This is a genomic window from Methylomonas koyamae (genome assembly GCF_006483455.1).
Taxonomy (GTDB): domain Bacteria; phylum Pseudomonadota; class Gammaproteobacteria; order Methylococcales; family Methylomonadaceae; genus Methylomonas; species Methylomonas koyamae_B.
On record NZ_PPPU01000052.1, the window covers coordinates 38,089 to 60,062 of the forward strand.

A 21,974-nucleotide genomic window follows, 5' to 3' on the forward strand; every position below is an offset into this window, starting at 1 on the left:
ACAACAATGGCCAAAAAGACAGATCGAAATATTTTAGTGGGATTGGACATAGGCACGTCGAAGGTCGCGGCCATCGTCGGCGAATACCGCGGCGGCGACGAAATCGAAGTGATCGGTATCGGCACCGCGCCGTCCAAGGGCTTGAAAAAAGGCATCGTGGTCAATCTGGAATCGACCGTGCATTCGATCCAGCGCGCGGTCGAGGAAGCCGAATTGATGGCCGGTTGCCAGATCAAATCGGTTTTCGCCGGCATCGCCGGCAGCCATATCAAAAGCCTGAATTCGCACGGCATCGTCGCGATCAAGGAAAAGGAAGTCACCCAGCACGACATCGACCGGGTGATCGATTCGGCGCGGGCGGTGGCAATTCCGGCCGATCAGAAAATCCTGCACATCCTGCCGCAGGAGTTTGTGATCGACCAGCAGGAAGGCATCAAGGAGCCGATCGGCATGTCCGGCATCCGCCTGGAAGCGAAGGTGCACATGGTCACCAGCAGCGTCAGCGCCGAACAGAACATCGTCAAATGCATCCGCAAATGCGGGTTGGACGTCGACGATATCGTGCTGGAGCAATTGGCTTCGTGTTCGGCGGTATTGACCGACGACGAGAAGGATCTGGGCGTGTGCCTGATCGATATCGGTGGCGGCACCACCGATCTGGCGATCTTTTCGGAAGGCGCGATCAAGCACACAGCGGTGATTCCGATTGCCGGCGATCAGGTCACCAACGATATCGCGGTGGCGTTACGGACGCCGACCAAAAACGCCGAGGACATCAAGCGCCAGTATGCCTGCGCCTTGACCCAATTGGCCGATCCGCAACAAACCATCAACGTGCCGAGCATCGGCGACCGCGAGCCGCGCAAAATCTCGGCGCAAAACCTGGCCGAGATCGTCGAGCCGCGTTACGAGGAGTTGATGCTGTTGGTGCAAGCAGAATTGAGAAGAAGTGGATATGAAGATCTGATCGCCGCCGGCATGGTAATCACCGGCGGCAGCTCCCAAGTGAAGGGATTGGTCGAATTGGCGGAGGAAATTTTCCACATGCCGGTTCGGATGGGCGTACCGCTGCACGTGTCGGGATTGACCGATGTAGCGGAAAACCCGATTTATTCGACCGCGGTCGGTCTGTTGCTGTACGGCAAGGATCATCACGGCCGGGCGTTAGGCATAAACGATGACGGCGCCGATCTGTTATCGAAAATAAAAAGCTGGTTTCAAGGTAATTTTTAATCTTTTGTCTGGAGGGCGTGAATATGAAATATGAATTATTGGATAGCAGCGGCAGTGCTGTGATTAAAGTGATCGGCGTCGGCGGCGGCGGCGGCAATGCGGTCAACCACATGGCAGCCGACGGTATCGACGGCGTCCAGTTTATCTGCGCCAACACCGATGCCCAGGCCCTGCGGGAAATGAACGTCGAATCCATCGTCCAACTGGGTGTAGAGCTGACCAAAGGCTTGGGCGCCGGCACCCGGCCGGAAATCGGTAGAGCCGCGGCCGAAGAAAACCGCGACCGCATCCGCGAAGTCATCTCTGGCGCCGACATGGTGTTCCTGACCGCCGGCATGGGTGGCGGTACCGGTACCGGCGCGATTGCGGTGTTCGCCGAGGTCGCCAAAGAGTTGGGCGTACTGACCGTGGCCGTGGTATCCAAACCTTTCGACTTCGAAGGTTCCAAGAAAAAAGGCGTGGCCGACGCCGGCTTGCGCGAACTGGAAAAACTGGTCGATTCCTTGATCATCATTCCTAACCAAAAACTGCTGCCGACGCTAGGCAACAACAAATCGCTGGTCGAAGCGTTCCGTGCCGCCAACGACGTATTGCGCGATGCGGTACAAGGCATCACCGAGCTGATTACCCACCCGGGCTTGATGAACGTCGACTTTGCCGACGTCCGCACCGTGATGTCAAATATGGGCAGCGCGATCATGGGTACCGGCGTCGCCAGCGGCGAAAACCGGGCCCGCTTGGCGGCGGAAAAAGCCATTGCCTGCCCGCTGCTGGACGACAACAATCTGCAAGGCGCGCGCGGCATCCTGGTCAACGTCACCTCCAACGGCGACCTGGGCCTGAACGAGTTCGACGAAATCGGCAGCATCATGCACGCGTTCGCTTCCGAAGACGCCGACATGAAAATCGGCATGGCGGTTAATCCGACCTTGGGTAACGAAATCAAAGTCACCGTGGTTGCGACCGGCATGGGCGATAAAGCCAAACACGCGGCTCCGATCAGTCTGGTGAAAAAGGTCGCGGCCGGCGAAGTCGATTACGGCCAACTGGAAAAACCGACCGTAATCCGCCAGCAAAAGCAGGAATCGACCCGGGAGTCGCGTTTCGGCGCCCAACCGAGAAACGATGTCGATCTGGACTACTTGGACGTACCGGCCTTCTTGCGTCGCCAAGCGGACTAAGCAAGTCCGCCGCTTAGCGCTTCAGGCAGACCACCAAGTTCGGGGGGAGCTATCGCCCAATCTGTGATAGACTCCCCCGCCTTGTTTTACATATTGTCGGCATTTCATGATTAAACAGCGTACTTTGAAGAACACGATCAGAGCCACCGGCGTCGGCTTGCATACCGGCGACAAAGTCTATCTGACTCTGCACCCGTCCGAGCCGGATACCGGCATCCGCTTCCGCCGCGTCGATTTGGAAGCGCCGGTCATGATTTCCGCTCGTCCCGAAAATGTCGGCGAGACCAAACTATCCACCACGTTGGTACGCGACGGCGTTAAGGTTTCCACGGTAGAGCATTTACTGTCGGCTCTGGCCGGGCTGGGCATCGACAATGCGATCGTCGATGTCAGCGCCGCCGAAGTACCGATCATGGACGGCAGCGCCGGGCCTTTTGTATTTTTACTGCAGTCGGCCGGCGTCGTCGAACAAGACGCGCCCAAGCAATATATCCGGATCAAACGCGAAGTCAGGGTTGAGGATGGCGACAAATGGGCGGCTTTTCTGCCGTTCGAAGGCTTTAAAGTCACTTTCACGATCGATTTCGAACATCCGGCTTTTTCCGAGCATTTGAAAACCGCGGTGATGGATTTCTCGACGACGACTTTCGTCAAGGAAGTGGCTCGAGCCCGCACCTTCGGCTTTATGAAAGACATCGAGTTTTTGCGGGAAAATAATCTGGCGCTGGGCGGAAGTTTGGATAACGCCATCGTGGTCGACGACGACAAGGTGCTGAACGAAGACGGTCTGCGTTACGCCGACGAATTCGTCAAACACAAGATTCTCGATGCGATCGGCGACCTGTATTTGCTGGGCCACAGCCTGATCGGCGAATATCAGGGCTTTAAATCCGGCCACGCGCTGAATAATAAATTGTTATTGACGCTACTGAACGAAACCGACGCCTGGGAAAAGGTCACCTTCGAAAACGCCGAGGACGCGCCGATTTCCTTCTTGCATTCGGCTCAGTCTTCCGCACGGGCCACGGGCTGATAACGCGCCGACTCAATCTTGACGCTGCCTGGTTCTAGTTCGTCCGGGCAGCGCCTCCATCAACTAGCCTTCCTGCGTCCTCCGCCGCAAAGTATCGCCCAAACGCTTCAACGCTACTGCCAACGCGTCATCGCCGGTAGCGCTGTCAACACTCCGGCAAAGTACTTCGATGGCCTCCGCCGAAGGCAACCTTGGCTTGCGGGGCGCCGCAGATGCGCCGACAGCCGCGGTCACGATTCGAACCTGCAGTTTGACCAAGCCCATCTCGCCGGCGTCATGCAACTTTTCCAGAATGTTCCGCGCAAAAAAACGAATTTGCGATGCCCAATTCGCGGAGTCGCTGTAGAGCAGAATCGCCGAATCCGAGGCAACGCAATGCAAAACGTGTTTCGACAGATCATCGGGTAACCCGGCTCGAACGATTGCCAACAATTCCCGTTGCTTGGCAATGTTGCTTAGGCATAAACTAATCTGATTTTTATTAAAGTCCGCTGCAGGTTTAAAACGGAATATTTTGGGTTTATTCATAATTGGCTCAAACTTATCTGCGACAATACGGCAATCAGTTTGCACCAACACCGCAGTTACAATATTTTACCTTTCTGCCTGTTGAGATAGGTGCAAACATTTTCGACATATCAATCAGCCACCTGTCGATCAGGTATAGAAAAAAGACCCCGGTTAACTGTTAGCTATGCGTAAAACCAAAAAGCAAAAAAAACATCACCGAGTCAAAGGGAAACCGCGTTATATTGCAGTCCCAACCAAATCCGGAAATCCATCAAGCCAAACCCGATGGCAAATTTTAAAATTTGCCATCGTCGGCGGTTTAGCAACAGCAACGCATGCGGGTATATTTGCCTTTGTTATTGAAACGCAGTTAGCCCAAGCCCTAGAAGCTAACTTTATCGCCTTTGCCGTCGCCTTTTTAATATCCTTTTTAGGCCAATACCACTGGACCTTTCGAAATAGCAGCGATACGCATTGGTCCAAAAAGATGACCAAGTTTTTGATCGTCGCATTGATTGGATTGGGCCTAAATACTGCGGGAGTGCTGGTTATCGTCGAGCGGTTGTTATTACCTTATCATTACGCCATATTATTTATGGTAACAGTAGTTCCGGTGACGACTTTCATTATCAACAAAAAATGGGCTTTTTCCTAACTCACTTTCTTTGCCAAACAAAAAGCAGACAACCCTGCACCTCTATTGATCAAAAATAAAGTCTTGGCTTCCACCTGATGAATCATTATCAATAAACTATTGACAATATTACTTGCCTTAGTCAAATCGCTTTTCGCCTGATTTTTATTCGTCCTGCCTCGCCATCTACTAAATATTCGAATCGCGGCTACAATAGGAAATAGCAACCCAAAAAAATACCGACCTTTTACTACATGTAGCCCTGCATTCTTTACAAGCGATTCTAATTCCCCTAAAGAATAGCGTCGTTTATGCTCCAAGAAAACGTCATGGCCCGACCATAGCAAATTAAACGCCGGCACAGAAATTAAAACATGCCCACCCACAGGCATTCTATCAACATAATATTTTAAAAACTCTCGATCGTTCTCAACGTGTTCAATAACGTCAATCATTAATACGACATCCTCATCGACAGAATTGATTGTCTTAACAAAAACGATTTCCTTACCCTGATAAAGCTCGCGCCTTTCATCATCGACATATGCAGTATCGACGCAACGCGCAGCCGAGCCAGCGTCGATCAACAACAATTTCGAAAAAATTCCGGATCCTGCGCCAACATCAAGAATTCTTTTAAAAAAAATATCCGCCAATAATCCTTGAATGGCTTTCAGTTTGGACAAGTAATACCAATGCGTATAAACAGCATCGCCTAATATTGACTCTTCTTTAACGTCCACAGCCTCATTTCCTGATAACTTTGTTAACAAAGTATAAGGGCCTGCGCTTGGACTCAGAAAAGGCTCTCGCCAGATACTCCCCCAATACCCCGATAAATATTAATTGCACTCCGCCGAGAAATAAAATAGTCACAATTAATGACGGATAGCCTGCAACCGGATTACCATACAAAATAGTATTTATAATAATATAAACTCCGTAACAAAATGCCGCAAATGCTACAGCTACGCCAACATAACTAGCTACCTTAAGCGGAACCTCTGTAAACGAAGTAATCCCTTCCAACGCGAAATTCCATAGCTTCCAATAGTTCCATTTTGTTTCGCCGGCATAGCGCGGATCACGCCGATACTCTACCGCAACAGAGGGATAACCGATCCAAGCGTACAAGCCTTTCATGAAACGATTCCGCTCAGGCAATTGTTTCAACGAATCCACCGCGCGCCGGCTCAATAACCGAAAATCTCCGGTATCGGCAGGAATATCGATATTAGTCATTCTTCGAATAAACCGGTAAAACAGATACGAAGTCGTTTTCTTGATTACCGACTCGCCGTCTCGGCTAATTCTCCGTGCATAAACATTATCGAAGCCACTATTCCATTGCTTCAACAATTCCGGGATTAACTCAGGCGGATCCTGTAAATCTGCATCGATAATAATCACTGCATCGCCCCGCGAGAAATCAATCCCGGCCGAAACAGCAATTTCTTTGCCGAAATTTCGGCTCAAATCGATAACAACAACTCGCGGATCCGATTCCGACAATCTCTCTAATAACTGCAGAGTGCCATCTCGGCTACCGTCATTGACAAAAATCAACTCGTAGTCCGGAGCGGCGGTTTGTAACACAACCGTCACACGAGCATAAAACTGATCTAGCACTTCCTGCTCGTTATATGCCGGAACAATTATCGATAACATGATGCCACCATTCAATATTTGTTATATTTTATAGCGACTATTTTAACAGCATAGCCGCAAATGTATTTTCGACCCTTATAAAATAAAAACTGCCGTTTCGTATTCCCGCCAGAGCCGAAACAACGCACCGATCAATGGTCAAGTATAGGCAATTTCACTAACATCGCCAGTTTCCGGCAGCAACTCCTGGCGCCGCCTTACCAGCCTAAAATTATTGATATACAATACGATTACCTTGAGAGTCACAGGAAAAACCATGAAAAACGGTCTGACGGCTAGTTTGCATATTCGCCCCAATCTACGGGACTTTTTCTACATATACCTGCCGTTGCTGCTATTAAGCACAATTATCGTATTGAATCTGACAGCATTTATCGATTCGATAAGATTCTACCCGAGTAACGACAGCTACTACGAAGAAGCTCAAAATTTCATCAAGGGCCACGGCTTAACCAGAACGCCTTGGGCGGCGAACAACTATACCGTGGATTACGAACCAACCATATATCAACCGCCAGGCTACGGAATACTAATTTATCTGGTTACACAATTCGGTCTGCCACCCACCGCCGCCGACCTGTGGATTTCTCGAATTTGCTGGATATTAACGCCCTCCGCCCTTGCCTTTCTCCTACGGCCACTAATCGGTCTGACGTTTTCGATTCTATCCGCAGCAATAATCGCAAGCGCCCCCAGCTTTTATTTATTCAGCCCAGGCCCATTTACTGAGCCGGTTTATAGCTTGCTGATCTTGATTTCCCTGGGCGTAACAACTAGAAGCCTACAATATGAAGATAAGCATAAAAATTTAAAATTATTTGTTTTGTCCGGATTTATCGCCGGCATTGCCTATGCCATCAGAAACGTTGGCTTGGCATATTTTTTATCTTTTTTTTCGGCACTACTAGTACTAGGAGCATTAAGACAGGAAAGCCCGAAAAAGATTGCCAAAATTTTCGGATTTTTTCTATTGGGCTTAACCCCTATCGTAATAGCCTTACTCTGGAGGAATATTAGTCTATTTGGCGAAGCACTACCCTACAAAGTCAATCAAGGTTACTTTTCAACGCCGCTGATTTCGTTACGCGTTTTAATTGAAGCCATCCTACTTGACCTGAGTGGCTCGCGGGACATATCGATGTTGTCGTGGGATTTTTTGCGCTTAATTTCAATCGGGCTTCCGCTGGCAACTCTATTCGCTTACTTTTGTTGGAAACACCGGCATAGCTACAATTTAACCGAAAAGTTCTTTATTTTATTCGCGCTGCTATTGCTCACATCTTCGAGCGGAATGCTAGTCATTGCCCATACTTACCACGGCCTGGATCCGGGAGATCTGATCCGCCACGTATATCCTTTTAGCTGGATATTTTTCCCCCTGTTTTTAGTTGCTTTTCGCATCAAAAATCAAGGCCCATATTACAAAGCCGTCGGTGTCGCTATTGGCACCATCATTATTGCCGGCCACTTATATTTTATTAAATCCGACATCGAAAAAACCGAAGACATTCTGAACAGCCTCAACCAGTCTACAGACATTGTTGCCGCGGCGCAGCCAGTTACCGGAAAATATAAAATACTATCGAACGAAATTATCTTTAAAATTAGCCGCGATCCAATTATCCAGAACACCGTATCCGCTCTTCCGGGAGATGCCTTATTAATATCGAATGTGGGCGGTGCTTTGCGCCGAGTGACCGGCCGTCCGGTCAGAACCCTGGACTTTAACGCCAGAAATTTGGATAAGAGCTTAATGGATGTTATAGAAATGTCTAACTCGGTTACAACGGTTAGACCATTTTATTTTATAGCGCTACCTAGCAACGATATCGCCAGAGCGCCTGTTAGTATCGATTGGCAGCAGAAAATGGCGGAAATACTTGTTCCGCACGGTTTTTCGATTGCGGAGCAGCACGCCAATATCATCGTATTTTCCAAACCCAAGCAGCCTAACTCCCTTGCAAATGGTCAGGAGACTTTATGAACTTCCCAATCAAAGCGGTGCTTTTTGCAATCCCAATTGCAATGGGCCCGATACCAACCCTAGCCGCCGAACTCAATCGAGCCCAAGTCGAGCAACTGCTCGCAAAGGCCGACAAGCAACACCCAGCCGACTTACGGCGGAAGGATCTGACCGATCTGGACTTGTCCAACCTGGATTTTCGCAACGCCGACTTGTGGGGAGCCGATCTTAGACGCTCGAATTTGAACAAATCTAATCTGCAAGGCCTGACGCTGGACCTGACGGTGATGACCCGCATCCAGCTAAGCGGCGCCAATCTGGCCAATACCAGCATTTTCGGGGTCAGCTTGATGCACGCCGACCTCAGCAAGGCCGACATGAGCGGCAGCCGGGTGGTGGCGATCATGGACGGCGCCAACCTGAGCAATGCCAATCTCAGCAACGTACAGTGGGCTGCCGACATGAAAAACCAATCGATGGGTCTGATGCGCGCCAGTTTGAAGGGTGCCAACCTAAGCGGAGCCAATTTACGCAACGCTCAACTCGGCCGAGCCATGCTGAAACACGCCAAATTGGTGAAAGCCAATTTGCAGAACGCCGACTTGTATTCCGCCGAAATGGACGGTGCCGATATGAGCGGAGCCGACCTCAGCAACGCCAACTTCTCGGAAGCGAAATTGCACGATGCAATTTTTACCGGCGCGAATTTGCAAGGCACCCGCTTCGACGGCGCCAAGAATCTGCCCGACTCCGTCACATCCGCCCAAACTAAATAACCGAGACCGCTCATGCAAATTCCCAAGCAACTGCTGCAACGCAAATCGGTCGACGCATTGACCGATGTCGAGCACGGCCTGAAACAAACCCTGACCGCCAAAGACTTGACCATCCTCGGCATCGGCGCCGTCATCGGAGCCGGGATCTTCGTGCTGACCGGCATCGCCGCCGCCAAATATGCCGGCCCGGCCATCGTCGTCTCGTTTATTTTGGCCGGTATCGCCTGCGGTCTGGCAGCGATGTGTTACAGCGAATTGGCGGCGATGATCCCGGTGTCCGGCAGCGCGTACAGCTACGCCTACGCCACGATGGGCGAACTGATGGCCTGGATTATCGGCTGGGACTTGATCCTGGAATACGCGCTGGCCAGCAGCACCGTAGCGATCGGCTGGGCCGGCTACTTGACCAGCTTCTTCGACGCTTTAGGCGTGCATCTACCCACCTATCTCACCACGGCTTATCTGGCCAATCCCGAAGCCGGCTTCGTTAACCTGCCCGCCGCCGCAATCATCCTGCTGCTGACCGGGTTATTGGTGCTCGGCATCCGCCAATCCGCAATCTTCAATTTCGTCATGGTATTGATCAAATCGGCGGTGATCGTGATCTTCATCGTGGCCGGCGCCGGCCACGTCGATACCGCGAATTGGTCGAATTTCACACCGTTCGGCTTCGGCGGCGTATTGACCGGAGCTGGCGTGATTTTTTTCGCTTACATTGGTTTCGATGCGGTATCCACCGCCGCACAGGAAGCCATCAACCCGCAACGCGACGTACCGATCGGCATCATCGGCTCGCTGGCGGTCTGCACCTTGTTGTACATTCTGGTCGCCGGCGTATTGACCGGTATCATTTCCTATACCGAATTGAATGTACCGGCACCGATCGCACTGGCGGTCGACCACGTCGGCATGGGCTGGCTGTCGCCGATCATCAAAATCGCCGCCATCGCCGGCCTGACCTCGGTGATGCTGGTATTGCTGATGGGTCAAAGCCGGATTTTCTTCTCCATGGCTAAAGACCAACTGCTGCCGCCGTTGTTCGCCCAAGTCCACCCGAAGTTTCAAACCCCGCATTTATCAACCATCCTGGTCGGCGTCGCCGTATCCTTGCTGGCCGGCTTCATGCCGATCGAGAAACTTGGCGAACTGGTCAGCATCGGCACCTTGTTCGCCTTCGTCCTGGTCTGCGGCGGTGTCTGGATCTTGCGTAACAGCCACCCGGAAATGGAACGCCATTTCAAATGCCCGGCCGTGCCCTATGTGCCAATTGGCGGGATTTTAGTGTGCTTGAGCTTGATGGCCGGCTTGCCGATGGATACCTGGATCAGGTTATTGATTTGGCTGCTGCTAGGGTTTTTGATTTATTTTGGGTATGGGGTGAAGCATAGTCAGCTGCGGTCTTACTAACTTTATTTGGGCTGAATGGCTTACAACTATTCCGTTCGCCCTGAGTTACTTGTTAGGCCTTGGATTCCATCTCTCAAGCTTGCCGACACGGAACAGCCAGACTTTAGGAGCACGCATTGCCAGTTACTCGTACTTTGGGGCCATTACACTTTGAAGACCTCGAGCCGAAGCGCTTCGAAGATCTAGTGCGACAGTTAGTGTATGACTTCAAGCGTTGGCGCCGCCTAGAAGCAACCGGCCGCGCTGGCTCCGACGATGGTTTTGACGCCCGGGGCTTCGAGATTACGCAGGACGATGAGCCTAATGAAACAGACGAACAGATGGTGGTCACGGGCAGCACCGATCGCCTATGGCTGATTCAATGCAAGAGGGAGCGGACGATTTCTCCTGCCAAACTGAAGGGCTACCTGAACGACACAAAGCTAGCCTCCGGCGAAAGACTGCATGGGATCGTGTTCACTGCAGCATGCGACTTCTCCAAGCGCTCACGCGACACCTTCCGAACACGGTGTGAAGAACTTGGCATCGAGGAGTGGCATCTCTGGGGCAAAGCAGAACTCGAAGACCTCCTGTTCCAACCCAGAAACGATTCCCTGCTCTTTGCATACTTCGGAGTCTCGCTAGCGATTCGCCGCAGGAGTCAGAAAACTGAGTTGCGTGCCCGGCTTGCCATTAAGCGCAAAGCTCATCGAGTGCTAGAGACTCGCAGTTACCAACACGTCCTGCTCCGCGCGCCAGATGCACTCGAGTATCCTTACAGCGCTCTGATACCGGACTTTGAGCGGAAACCGCCATGGATCATGGCAAGCTACAAAGGGCTCTGCCACTCCGGGCTCTTGTTCACGGTCAGGCGGCACTTCGCGTACATCAACGATGACAGCACTGCCTGGGATGCTGCCTTTGTGCTTGATGACGCTCGTCCGCACCACGACCCTTGGCGAGGTAACCCTGACAACTGGCAGTTGCGACAGGAGATCTACTCATTCTGGAACGAAATTCCCAAAACGAACCAAGCGTGGTTTGAGTTGGAAGCGCTCATCCCTTTTGAAGCCATTCTGGAAATTGACGAACTTGGGGATGAGTATGTTAGGGAGCCACATATCTATGTCCCTTTCAATCCGCTGACCGGGCCATATTCCGACTACTCGGCTTCGGTAACCAGCGTAGATCAATACATCGGTGGTGAGTACTATCCAACTAGTCGCGATGACGGACGAGAAAGCAAGTTTGCCGAAGTATGGCGCACAGACGGCCTGTGGGGACCTTACGCTGGCAAGCCTCGCAGCCCCGAAGCATAATAGTAAATAGGCTGGGTAGAGCAATGCGAAATCCAGCGAGAAATCGTTAACGCTGGGTTTTATTATCTCGTTCCCACGCGCCACGTGGGAACGCAAACAAACCGCGCTGCGGTCATCAGCTAAAACCAATCCCGATAGATCGGCAACACTCTTTCTTGCACCGCATAATTCCGGGCACTCGAATACAGCCAATGCTCCGGCAAATCGACATAACCACGTTTAACCGGATTCAGGTGGATGTAATCCAATTTCTGCCGCAAAACATCGGGGCGGTCGATCAGCTGCGGGTGACTACCTTCTTCCCACAATTGATAACCCCGATCAGTTTTATGCGCCTTGCGAAACCAGCTCAATTGCTTCAATAAGCGCTCGGCATTCATAGCTTGCAAATAATCGATCAACTGCCGCGCGGTATAAGACTTGAAGTGGGCTATTTGATTGGGTAAATCGTCAGCTTGTACCAGCAAGTGCAGATGATTTTCCAGAATGACATAGCCGTAGATTCGCCAATTGTGCATTTGTTGGCGGTAGAGCAAAGCGTCCAGCACGATTTGCACCGTAGTCGGACGCGTGAATAATGGTATCCAGTTCAGTACGGTGCAGGTTATGAAATGGGGATGGTCTGATTGGAGAATGCGGTAACGGCTGCGGCCCATGAATTTGACCTCGTTTAATAGCTTGGTCATTGTTACCGCTGGCGCGGATTGTCTGCATTCCCACGCGGCGCGTGGGAACGAGGACAAAAACGAGTAGGAGGCGAGAAGACTTAATCCCCAAGTGTAGAGGTTGACGATCAGCAAGCAATAACGTGACAGGTCCGATTAGCTTAGCGTAATCGGACGCATGTTGGATTTAAATATTTCGACATATAGCGCTATCGGTAATAGATCAAAATCCCTCATTCCTCCGAATACGCTTCGCTATTCGGAGCTACTCCACCAATCCCACGACGGGGTTTCTCCCGTATGCCGCGCCGAGCACCGAAGCTTTTGAACGGAATAGCCCGAAGGGGTGCGGCATGGATGCCGCACGTTGACGAAGGGGCAGGAGCCCCTTTCGGCAACCCCGTTCAAAAGCTTCGGCGCGCAGGGAATAAGCGGAATCCGGGTGTCTTTTCTTTTGGATACTTTTCTTTGGACAAGCAAAGAAAAGTATCTCGCCCGTCAGTGCGAGAACCGACATTAAATCAAGCCGTCGCGCCAGCGACACACCTCAACTTCGATAGCCCTTCGACAAGCTCAGGGCGAACGGAATCCAAGAAAAAACTAATCAACGCCCAATCGCGTAATACTGCAACCCAAACTGCTTAACCAACCTCGGCTCATACATATTCCGCCCGTCGAATATCACCTTGTCCTTTAACAAATGCCCCAAGTCATCAAAATCCGGGCTGCGAAATTGTTTCCATTCGGTAACGATGACCAGCGCGTCGGCATCGTTTAAGGTTTCATTCTGTTTCGCGCAATAAACCAAACCAGCCTTGTCGCCATAGATCCGCTGCGCTTCTTGCAGTGCTTCCGGATCGTAGGCCCGGACCACGGCGCCGGCATCGATCAATGCCTCCAGCAGTACCCGGCTAGGTGCTTCGCGCATGTCGTCGGTATTGGGTTTGAAGGCCAGGCCCCACAAGGCAAAGGTTTTGCCTTTGACGCCATCCGGGTAATGCGCGCTGATTTTTTCAAACAAGCGGTGTTTCTGCCGGTCGTTGACGTTTTCGACCGCACTCAGTAACTCGGCGTGATAGCCGTTGTCGCGGGCGGTGCGCTCCAGGGCTTTGACGTCTTTCGGAAAGCAGGAACCGCCGTAGCCGCAACCCGGATAGATAAAGCTATAACCGATCCGGCTGTCGGAACCGATGCCGTGGCGCACCTGTTCGATGTCGGCACCCAGCCGCTCGGCCAGATTGGCCAGTTCGTTCATGAAACTGATTTTGGTCGCCAGCATCGCGTTGGCGGCGTACTTGGTCAGCTCCGCAGAGCGGATGTCCATCGTGATCACCCGCTCGCGGCTACGGTTGAACGGCGCGTATAGCGCTTTTAGCAGCTCGGCGGTACGTGGGTTGTCGGTGCCGATGATGATGCGGTCGGGCTTCATGAAGTCGTCCAGCGCCGAGCCTTCCTTCAAAAACTCCGGATTGGACACGACATCGAATTCCAAGCTCTGGCCGCGCTGGGCCAGCGCGTCGGCCACGGTCTGCTTCACTTTATCGGCGGTACCGACCGGCACAGTGGATTTGTCGACGACGATTTTGTAATCGTTCATGTGTTCGGCAATGCTTTTCGCTACCGCCAACACATATTTCAAATCGGCCGACCCATCCTCGTCCGGCGGAGTACCGACGGCGATGAATTGGAACAAACCGAAATCGACGGCTTCTTTGACGTCGGTGGTAAAGCTTAGCCGGCCGGCGGCGACATTATCCTTGACCATCTCGTCCAAACCGGGCTCGTAGATCGGGATAACACCCTGTTTCAGCTGGTCGATTTTCCGTTGATCGACGTCCATGCACAGCACTTGATTACCCACTTCGGCCAAGCAGGCTCCCGTGACCAAACCGACGTATCCACTGCCAAATACCGTAATTTTCATTGTTACACCTTGTAAGCTAATTGAAAGATCATTGCTGTTTTAACCGGTACAACGCCGAGATATCCTCGTCGCCGTACCCTTGTGCCATTAGTTTGGCATAATCCGCCAGCGTTGCTGCCGTTAATGGACATGTCAGTCCAACCTGCGCCGCCATCCGTTCGGCGATGAGCAAATCCTTGTGATGCAGCGCCAACTTGAAACCCGGTGCGTACTGGTTGTTGGTCATGGTCTTGCCGCGATGTTGCAAAAACCAATTGCCGGCGGCCCCGCCCGCTATCACATCTACAACCTTGTCTAGCGGCAATTGCTGCGCGGCGGCGAACGCCAAAGCTTCGGTCACGGCCTGATTGATGCCGGCGCACATGATTTGGTTAACCGCCTTGCAAGCCTGGCCGGCACCAACGCCGCCCATGTGTTCGATCCGTGCGGTCATCGCGGTCAATACCGGCCGCACCCGCTCCAGTACTCCCGCGTCGCCGCCGACCATCATTGCCAAAGTGCCGTTTCTGGCACCTTCTACGCCACCGGATACCGGCGCGTCCAGAAATTCCGCTTGTTTTTCGGCAAGCTTTGCCGCCGCTATTCTCGCAGTCTCGCCACTGACCGTAGACATATCGACGACCACAGTCCCCGGCTTGACGCCGATGCAAACGGCATCCACCACGTCGAGTACGTCTTGGTCGGCCGACACGCAAATCATTATGACCTCGGCATTGCCAGCGAGCTGTTCTATGCTACCGCAAGCCTCCGCACCCGTTTCCGCCGCCAAGGCCGCAGCTTTCTCCACAGTTCGGTTATACACCGCAGCCAAATGACCGGCCTTGGCCAAATTGCGGGTCATGCCCAGCCCCATTGCCCCCAAACCGATAAATCCCGTTTTCATCGTCTGCGCCCGTCCTGTGTCACTCTAAGGAAGCTATTTTTCCAAGTAGGTATAAGCATTCAATCCGGCCGACAACTCCTGTTCGAAGCCGGCTTTCTGTTCTGCCGTCAACGCTGCGCCGTCCAGTTTACGCCGATAAGCGGCTTTCAGCGCCTCGGCATCGATGTGCACGTAATCCAGCAACTCGCTGACATCTTCGCCTTCCATAAAATCGCTGAAGCGGTAGCCGCCGGCCGCCAGTTCGACGTTGACCGAGTGGGTATCGCCGAACAGATTGTGCATGTCGCCCAGGATTTCCTGATAGGCGCCGACCATGAAAAAACCGATCAAGTAATCTTCGTCATCGCCGATTGCGTGCAGCGCCAAGGTGTTGCTGATATTTTGCCGATCGACATACTGGTCGATCCTGCCGTCGGAATCGCAGGTCAAATCCTGCAATACCGCACGCCGGATTGGTTGCTCGTGTAAGCGGTGAATCGGCATGATCGGGAAGATCTGATCGATGCCCCAGATATCCGGCATCGACTGAAACAGCGAGAAATTGCAAAACACCTTGTCCGCCAGTTTTTCGTCGAGCTCCTGCAAAATTTCCCGATGATGGTGGTTATCCAGATTCAATTGCTCCTGAATCTGCTGACATAATCCGACGTAGCGCCGCTCGGCCGCAGCCAAATCGGCTAAATCGATATCCCCTTGCACGAAACGGGCGCGGGCTTCGGCCATATCGAATTGAGCATTATGATAAGCCTCGCTGACGTTATCGAAATGCTTGGCAACCAAGCCGGCTCCCTGCAAACGCTCGACTTCGGTGACGTTGGTGATCAGCACGGCATGGTGGGCGGTAATGGCCCGGCCCGACTCGGTAATGATGTTGGGCTGCGGCAAATCGTGCTGCCGGCTGACCTCGGCAAAGGCGCGGACGATATTGTCGGCGTATTCGGACATGCTGTAGTTGATCGAACATTCCCGCCGCGAGCCGCTGCCGTCGTAATCCACGCCCAAGCCGCCGCCGGCGTCCACTGTACTGATTTCGGCACCGAGCCGACGCAATTGCAGATAAAACTGGCCAGCTTCCTTCAAGGCCAATTTAATGTCGTGAATGTTGGCGATCTGCGAGCCCATATGAAAATGCATCAGTTGCAGGCAATCCAGCATCTGCGCCTGGCGCAAGTACTCAACCAACTGCAGCACTTCACTGGCATGCAAACCGAATTTGGACTTTTCGCCGCCGCTGTTTTGCCATTTGCCGGCACTGATGGTCGACAGCCGCACCCGCAGACCTATCAACGGTTTGACCTGCAGTTTGGCCGCTTCTTCCAGGATCAATTCCAGCTCGGACGGCTTTTCGATGACGATGAACACCGACAAACCCATCAGCTGGCCCATTAGCGCCATCCGGATGTAAAGCCTGTCCTTGTAACCGTTGCAGACGATGGTACCGTTGGTTTTGGCTAAACCCAAAATCGCCAGCAACTCCGGCTTACTACCGGCTTCCAGACCGATATTGTCGGCAGACAGGATGGCCTCCACCACGTTGCCCTGTTGGTTGACCTTGATCGGGTATACCGGCGTGTAATGTCCAGCGTAGCCATGAGCAGTTCTGGCCTGATCGAAAGCCTGCTGCAGCCGGCGAATGCGGTCGGGCAGAATATCGGTGAAGCGTACCAGTACCGGCAGATTCAAGCCTTTACCGCGCAAGGCCTCGGCCACTTCGAACAAATCGATTGCCAACGGATTGTCGCTGCTCGGTTTGACGCAGACATGGCCGTGTTGGTTAATCGAAAAATAACCGTCGCCCCATTGTTGAATCGCGTAAAGCTGTTTTGCCTGTTCAATCGACCATGCTTGTGCCGGCACTCAGGTTCCCCGTACTGTCATATAGATGCAGGGATTCTAAAGTATAATGCCGCGACTTTTATGACTTTTTGAGGACAACTCATGCTCGACGCCACCTGGTTCAGCGAAGCGCAAGAGCCGTCAGGCTCCGCCTTTTCATTAAAAATCAAACGCAAATTGCACGAAGAGCAGTCGGAGTTTCAGTTTCTGGAAATCTACGAGACCGAACAATTCGGCAATTTGATGGTGATTGACGGTTGCACCATGGTTTCGACCCGGGACAATTTCTTCTACCATGAGATGATGAGCCACCCGGTATTGTTTACCCACCCTGCCCCCAAAAACGTACTGATCATCGGCGGCGGCGACTGCGGTACGCTCCGCGAAGTGCTGAAACATCCAGACGTCGAAAAAGCCGTGCAGATCGACATCGACGAACGCGTCACCCGCTTGTCCGAAATTTATTTCCCGGAATTGTGCGAGTCCAACCACGATCCACGGGCCGAGCTGAAATTCATCGACGGCATCAAATGGGTGAAGGATGCAGCGCCTAACAGCGTGGACATCATCATCGTCGACAGCACCGATCCGGTAGGACCGGCGGCGGGCTTGTTCTGCGCCGACTTTTACAAGGACTGCTTCAGAGCCTTGACCGAAAACGGCATCGTCGTCCAACAAAGCGAATCGGCTTTGCTGCACATGCACATCCTGCGGGAAATGCGCGACGAGATGCGGGCCGGCGGTTTTAACCATTACCAGACCGTGTTCTTCCCGCAATGCATCTATCCATCCGGCTGGTGGAGCGCAACCATGGCAGGCAAGAACGCCTTCGCCGCGTTCCGAGAACAGGATGCAATCAATAAAAGTTTCGACACTGTGTACTACAACAGCGATATCCACAAAGCCAGTCTGGCGATGCCGGAGTTTTTCAAAAAGGCTTTTGCATAAGGCCTTGCCTTGTTGCCGCGGAACAGCCCTGCGGCAACAGCCGATTTAAAAGCTCGCGGCTTGCGAGCAATCGGCCTATCTGCGACACTGGGCGCCGTATCAGCAGATCACGAATATTGACCATGCAAAACCGTTTTTGGCCGGCCTCCGCTACCCGCTGCAACCGATTGGGCCAAGCATGGAATTTTCGCCAATCGACGTTACCGGCCGCGGCGCCACCCCGCCGAATCAGGCAATGACCGCCCCTCCCGATCCCACACTAAACGCATTTTCGAATACGCTGACCGGCAAGCCCACCCAAACCGGCCGCGACGGCGCGGATTTGCAGCCTTACTTGGTGGTGCTGTCCGGCAGAGACCAAGGCAAACAATTCCCGCTGATGGCCACCCGGCACGTTCTGGGCCGCGAGCTTAGCGCAGATATCGCGATCGCCGACCCGAAAATATCGCGCCGCCATTGCCTGCTTTCGCTAGACGGCAGACAGGTGCATCTGGAAGACCTTAACTCCACCAACGGCACCTTCGTCAACAACCGACGCATTACCCGCCATCTCGTGCAACTACTGGATCGAATCCGCATCGGCGACACTTACCTGAAAATCGATTACAAGTTACCGAACGAAGCGCTGTCGGAACAGGCGCTTTACGAAGCGGCCAACATCGATTCGATGACCCAGGTCTTGAACCGAAACGCTTTTATTTCCCGGGCCCAGCAGGAGTTTTCGTACTGCAAACGCAACCGGAGCCGGTTGACGGTGATGATGTGCGACGCCGACCACTTCAAACTGACCAACGACAACTACGGCCATCTGGCCGGGGATCAGGTTCTACGCGATCTGGCGAAGATCCTGCAAGCGGAAATGCGCCGCGAAGATCTGCTAGCACGTTACGGCGGCGAGGAATTCATTATGCTGCTGCGGGAAATTTCCGCCGAAGCCGCGGTTGCTCTGGCGGAACGCATTCGAGTAACCGTGCTGCAACACTGCTTCCGCTACCAGAATTTCACGATCCCATCGACGCTGTCTATTGGCCTGTGTACCCGCCGGATCGATGGCACTATGGCGCTGGACGACATCATCCGCACCGCCGACGACGCCTTGTATCTCGCCAAAAAAAACGGCCGTAACCGGGTGGAAATCGGCCCGTGACCCGCAACCAGTCCGCCCCTGCCCGAGCCGGCACCGCTCACTCCTTCAAAAAACGGCTTCGATCAGCCGCCGCAACCCGGCCAAACCGCCGCTCTTGAGGTTTGCAATTGTGCCCGGCATGGGTTAGTGTCTGAACGCCAATGTGTTCGGCATTCTACTGCTATGCTTATAGATGCTAACCGGAATCATCATTGCAACACCATGGGAGATACTACAATGAAAAAAAACAAATTTGTCATCACCTGCCTCCTGACCGGCATGTTGCTGGCGCCGGCGGTCAATGCCGACGGCCATCAAAGCTACTTGTCCGGTTTCACCAGCAAAGTCAGCCAGGGCTTTTTTAATATGGCCGGCGGTATCCTCGAATTACCCAAAAATATCGTCAACATCAGCAGCGAACAAAACATCCTGCTGGGGATGAGTTGGGGTTTGCTGCGCGGCGTAGCCCATACGGTTGACCGTACCTTGATCGGCGCGGTGGAATTTATCAGCGCCCCTATCCCTAGCGACGAGTTTATTTCCCCGGCTTACCCTTGGGAGCGGTTTAGCGAGGATACCCGCTACTTCGGTCTGCATTTGCCCGGCTACTGGACCCATTACGGTCCGCTGGACGACGGCGAATAAGCTAAGCGCTACGAGTTTAAGGAGAATACAACCATGAAAAAACAATACATATATCTGCCTGCCGCGGCCATCGCCTTAACGCTGAGCGCTTGCAGCACGCCCAAGCAAGACACTTCCGCCCTGAAAGCTGAAATCGATGCGGCCATGGCCGGTCACTACGGCCAATCCATATTGCACGAGGAATTGGCGGAAGAAAACCTGGAAACCGCCAACGAGATTCTGGAACACTGGGAAAAGGGCTACTACTGGAATATCGACGAGAAACAAGCCGCGTTGGAAGCCGCTCATGCCGCAGCCCAGCATCGGTTGGAGTCCGAAAAAGAAATGTGTGCGTGGCTGACAGAGGTGCATTCACATAACCATCATCACGTGGAAACCATTCATGAAACCGTGGCCTATTTCAAAACCGGTAGCCACGTGCCGTTCAAAACCAAGGAAGACACCATCAGCCATATCGGCCACTTTTTACACGACCACCCCGATGCCACAGCGACTGTCACCGCATCTACCGACACCGTGGGTAAACCGGCCGCTAACCAAGCGTTATCGGAAAGAAGGGCCAAAACCGTTAGCGAAATGTTGATTAGCAATGGCGCCAGAGCCACGCAATTGATCGTCAAAGCGATCGGCGAAGCGGGCGGCCCCGATAACACGGCGGACCAAAAGCACCGCGTCGCCGTGGTTATTTCGGCGCATCCTGATTATATCGACTGCCCTAAACTGAAATAACCCGCCAACCCGGCCCCGCCGTGTGGCACGGCGGGGCTGAATCTCGTCAAAACTCATCAGCCTGTTTTTTCTGTCGCTCGGCACTGTCGAACACCTGCCTTTCCGCCTGTTTGGCCTGCTGCAAAGCTTCGGCGGCGTTTTGTTGCGACCTGCCATTGGCCGATATAGTGTCCGAGGTCGATTCCGACTGCGGACCACTGCAAGCCGCCAGACAAGCGCCAAAATACAACACCGACAACCTGGACTTCATTCGGCCGATTCCCGATCGAGGCGCGGCCGGCTCAACACCTGTTGCATCGCTTGCTCGACAGCGGTTTCCACTGCGGCGACCATCTGCAAATAGTGCTCTTCGCTGACATTAATGCCTTTATCGATGGTATTGCGCACATAACACGGCGGCAATTTATTCAGTGCCAGACAAGCGACATCCTCTTGAAACGCCTGCCGGAAAGGCTCGTCAGATTGCTCGGCGAGTTTCCACAAGCGGTCGATGACCAACCGCTCATAGTAATTATTGATGTTCAGCATAATGGCCTCGTGGTCGGATGATCGGTAGCGGGATAAGCATAGCCGAGAATCCGCCGCCACGAAGCCGGCCGGGCCGCAACCGTCGACGCGGCTGCGGCCGGCGCCGCCAGGTTACGCTAGCAAGGCCTGCCGTTTCCGACCAAGCCCCAGCAGCCCGGCCAGAGCGGATCCCATCAACCAGACGCTTGCCGGCAAAGGTACCGCAGTCAATTGAAAATTCACGGGGAACGTGACCAAAGTAGTTGTTACCGAGCCGGAACCACTGTTCAATAACACACTACCAGCCCCCGGCAATTCGGTCTGCCCGCTGATGGTATCCGAAGCCGAGGCGGCAACCGCGGCGGAGAAATTCAACACATCGCCGTTATTGACGATCACCCCGACCGATAACACACCCTGCTTGCTGTCGGAAGTCAAACCCGGTTGCCAAGAATTGCCCAAGTTTAACGACTGCGCGGCATGGGACTGGTGGTTTTGCGAGCCGGACACGTTGGTCAGATCGAAACTGACGCTGGCACTGGCCGCGTTCGTACCGTAACAGTAGTAATCGTAGCAATTGTTGCCGTTGATCTGGGCGCTGAGCGAATAATTCGCCGACAGCATCAGAAAACCGCTGCCGGATATCGTGAAATTGGCGCTGCGTTGCGCCGAAGCCGAGCCGCTACCTTGGCTACTGCCGCCTACACCGGCACCGAACACATTACCCGAAGTGGAGGTATCGCTGCTCCAACGCAGCCAATCGCTGGTGTTGGAATTGGAATTACCCCCCAGTCCGCTCAGCGTGTAAGTCGGCGCGACGTCGCCCAAACCCACGGCCTTGATCGTAAGCGAACTCCAGTCGATCAATGCGGTAGCGTGGGTCGGCGAACTCCAGGCCGCACCGGCATTCATCGCCATTGCCAAACCGCCGAAAATTGCCAAAGAAGTTTTTGTTATGGTTCTCATAAATGACTAATCCTGTTCCATGTAAGTATTTTGAAAGCAAGC

Annotated in this window: 22 protein-coding genes; 12 read left to right on the top strand and 10 right to left on the bottom strand. The window is 53.1% G+C overall.

Annotated features, from left to right (window positions below; all coding sequences use genetic code 11):
• Positions 1–6 precede the first annotated feature (6 nt).
• From ftsA to lpxC, 3 genes are all read left to right on the top strand, one after another.
• Positions 7–1,233 carry a cell division protein FtsA gene (gene ftsA / locus C2U68_RS19200; protein WP_054758926.1) on the top strand — a complete coding sequence of 409 codons (1,227 nt, stop codon included), beginning with the start codon at positions 7–9 and terminating at the stop codon, positions 1,231–1,233.
• 23 nt (positions 1,234–1,256) lie between these two features.
• Complete coding sequence (gene ftsZ, locus C2U68_RS19205) at positions 1,257–2,414, top strand: cell division protein FtsZ (RefSeq protein WP_140914085.1); 1,158 nt, start codon at positions 1,257–1,259, stop codon at positions 2,412–2,414.
• 106 nt (positions 2,415–2,520) lie between these two features.
• Complete coding sequence (gene lpxC, locus C2U68_RS19210; protein WP_140914086.1) at positions 2,521–3,447, top strand: UDP-3-O-acyl-N-acetylglucosamine deacetylase; 927 nt, start codon at positions 2,521–2,523, stop codon at positions 3,445–3,447.
• A gap of 63 nt (positions 3,448–3,510) precedes the next feature.
• Here lpxC and C2U68_RS19215 read toward each other — a convergent pair whose 3' ends face one another.
• Positions 3,511–3,975 carry a DciA family protein gene (locus tag C2U68_RS19215; RefSeq protein WP_140914087.1) on the bottom strand — a complete coding sequence of 155 codons (465 nt, stop codon included), beginning with the start codon at positions 3,973–3,975 and terminating at the stop codon, positions 3,511–3,513.
• Between the two features lie 166 nt (positions 3,976–4,141).
• On the opposite strand from C2U68_RS19215, the gene C2U68_RS19220 reads away from it, so the two are divergent.
• Positions 4,142–4,612 (top strand): GtrA family protein, encoded by a 471-nt coding sequence (locus C2U68_RS19220; protein ID WP_140914088.1) that lies wholly within the window; start codon positions 4,142–4,144, stop codon positions 4,610–4,612.
• On the opposite strand, the gene C2U68_RS19225 is transcribed toward C2U68_RS19220, so the two are convergent.
• Together C2U68_RS19225 and C2U68_RS19230 are read right to left on the bottom strand one after the other, a co-directional pair.
• Positions 4,609–5,334: a methyltransferase domain-containing protein gene (locus C2U68_RS19225; protein ID WP_140914089.1), complete on the bottom strand. Its 726-nt coding sequence runs from the start codon at positions 5,332–5,334 to the stop codon at positions 4,609–4,611. The genes C2U68_RS19220 and C2U68_RS19225 overlap by 4 nt on opposite strands.
• A gap of 4 nt (positions 5,335–5,338) precedes the next feature.
• Positions 5,339–6,259, bottom strand: a complete 921-nt coding sequence (locus tag C2U68_RS19230) for a glycosyltransferase family 2 protein (protein ID WP_140914090.1) — start codon at positions 6,257–6,259, stop codon at positions 5,339–5,341.
• Positions 6,260–6,515: 256 nt separating this feature from the next.
• On the opposite strand from C2U68_RS19230, the gene C2U68_RS19235 reads away from it, so the two are divergent.
• The 4 genes from C2U68_RS19235 (at position 6,516) to C2U68_RS19250 (ending at position 11,703) form a co-directional block, all read left to right on the top strand.
• Positions 6,516–8,243, top strand: a complete 1,728-nt coding sequence (locus tag C2U68_RS19235) for a hypothetical protein (RefSeq protein WP_140914091.1) — start codon at positions 6,516–6,518, stop codon at positions 8,241–8,243.
• Positions 8,240–8,998: a pentapeptide repeat-containing protein gene (locus tag C2U68_RS19240; RefSeq protein ID WP_140914092.1), complete on the top strand. Its 759-nt coding sequence runs from the start codon at positions 8,240–8,242 to the stop codon at positions 8,996–8,998. The genes C2U68_RS19235 and C2U68_RS19240 overlap by 4 nt, the downstream gene beginning before the upstream one ends.
• 12 nt (positions 8,999–9,010) lie before the next feature.
• A complete protein-coding gene (locus C2U68_RS19245; protein ID WP_140914093.1) occupies positions 9,011–10,405 on the top strand; it encodes an amino acid permease in 1,395 nt (464 codons plus the stop codon).
• Between the two features lie 116 nt (positions 10,406–10,521).
• Positions 10,522–11,703, top strand: a complete 1,182-nt coding sequence (locus tag C2U68_RS19250) for a hypothetical protein (protein ID WP_140914094.1) — start codon at positions 10,522–10,524, stop codon at positions 11,701–11,703.
• Between the two features lie 119 nt (positions 11,704–11,822).
• On the opposite strand, the gene C2U68_RS19255 is transcribed toward C2U68_RS19250, so the two are convergent.
• From C2U68_RS19255 to speA, 4 genes are all read right to left on the bottom strand, one after another.
• Positions 11,823–12,359 carry an REP-associated tyrosine transposase gene (locus C2U68_RS19255; protein WP_140914135.1) on the bottom strand — a complete coding sequence of 179 codons (537 nt, stop codon included), beginning with the start codon at positions 12,357–12,359 and terminating at the stop codon, positions 11,823–11,825.
• Positions 12,360–12,972: 613 nt separating this feature from the next.
• Positions 12,973–14,292, bottom strand: a complete 1,320-nt coding sequence (locus C2U68_RS19265) for a UDP-glucose dehydrogenase family protein (protein WP_140914095.1) — start codon at positions 14,290–14,292, stop codon at positions 12,973–12,975.
• Positions 14,293–14,320: 28 nt separating this feature from the next.
• Entirely contained in the window at positions 14,321–15,175 is an 855-nt protein-coding gene (locus C2U68_RS19270) for an NAD(P)-dependent oxidoreductase (protein ID WP_140914096.1), read from the bottom strand.
• A 33-nt stretch (positions 15,176–15,208) separates the two neighbouring features.
• Positions 15,209–17,032 carry a biosynthetic arginine decarboxylase gene (gene speA / locus C2U68_RS19275; RefSeq protein WP_140914097.1) on the bottom strand — a complete coding sequence of 608 codons (1,824 nt, stop codon included), beginning with the start codon at positions 17,030–17,032 and terminating at the stop codon, positions 15,209–15,211.
• Positions 17,033–17,113: 81 nt separating this feature from the next.
• Here speA and speE point away from each other — a divergent pair, with 81 nt between their 5' ends.
• From speE to C2U68_RS19295, 4 genes are all read left to right on the top strand, one after another.
• The gene (speE, locus tag C2U68_RS19280) at positions 17,114–17,959 is read left to right on the top strand and encodes a polyamine aminopropyltransferase (protein WP_140914098.1); all 846 of its coding nucleotides are present in this window, start codon (positions 17,114–17,116) and stop codon (positions 17,957–17,959) included.
• A gap of 178 nt (positions 17,960–18,137) precedes the next feature.
• Positions 18,138–19,106: a GGDEF domain-containing protein gene (locus C2U68_RS19285; protein WP_260839408.1), complete on the top strand. Its 969-nt coding sequence runs from the start codon at positions 18,138–18,140 to the stop codon at positions 19,104–19,106.
• A 216-nt stretch (positions 19,107–19,322) separates the two neighbouring features.
• A complete protein-coding gene (locus tag C2U68_RS19290; protein WP_140914099.1) occupies positions 19,323–19,730 on the top strand; it encodes an exosortase system-associated protein, TIGR04073 family in 408 nt (135 codons plus the stop codon).
• A gap of 33 nt (positions 19,731–19,763) precedes the next feature.
• On the top strand, positions 19,764–20,459 hold the full coding sequence (locus C2U68_RS19295; protein WP_140914100.1) for an OmpA family protein: 696 nt from the start codon (positions 19,764–19,766) through the stop codon (positions 20,457–20,459).
• A 46-nt stretch (positions 20,460–20,505) separates the two neighbouring features.
• On the opposite strand, the gene C2U68_RS19300 is transcribed toward C2U68_RS19295, so the two are convergent.
• The 3 genes from C2U68_RS19300 to C2U68_RS19310 form a co-directional block, all read right to left on the bottom strand.
• Positions 20,506–20,709: a hypothetical protein gene (locus tag C2U68_RS19300; protein ID WP_140914101.1), complete on the bottom strand. Its 204-nt coding sequence runs from the start codon at positions 20,707–20,709 to the stop codon at positions 20,506–20,508.
• Complete coding sequence (locus C2U68_RS19305; protein WP_140914102.1) at positions 20,706–20,987, bottom strand: late competence development ComFB family protein; 282 nt, start codon at positions 20,985–20,987, stop codon at positions 20,706–20,708. Before C2U68_RS19305 ends, C2U68_RS19300 begins: the two co-directional genes overlap by 4 nt.
• 111 nt (positions 20,988–21,098) lie before the next feature.
• Entirely contained in the window at positions 21,099–21,932 is an 834-nt protein-coding gene (locus C2U68_RS19310; RefSeq protein ID WP_140914103.1) for a VPLPA-CTERM sorting domain-containing protein, read from the bottom strand.
• Positions 21,933–21,974 lie beyond the last annotated feature (42 nt).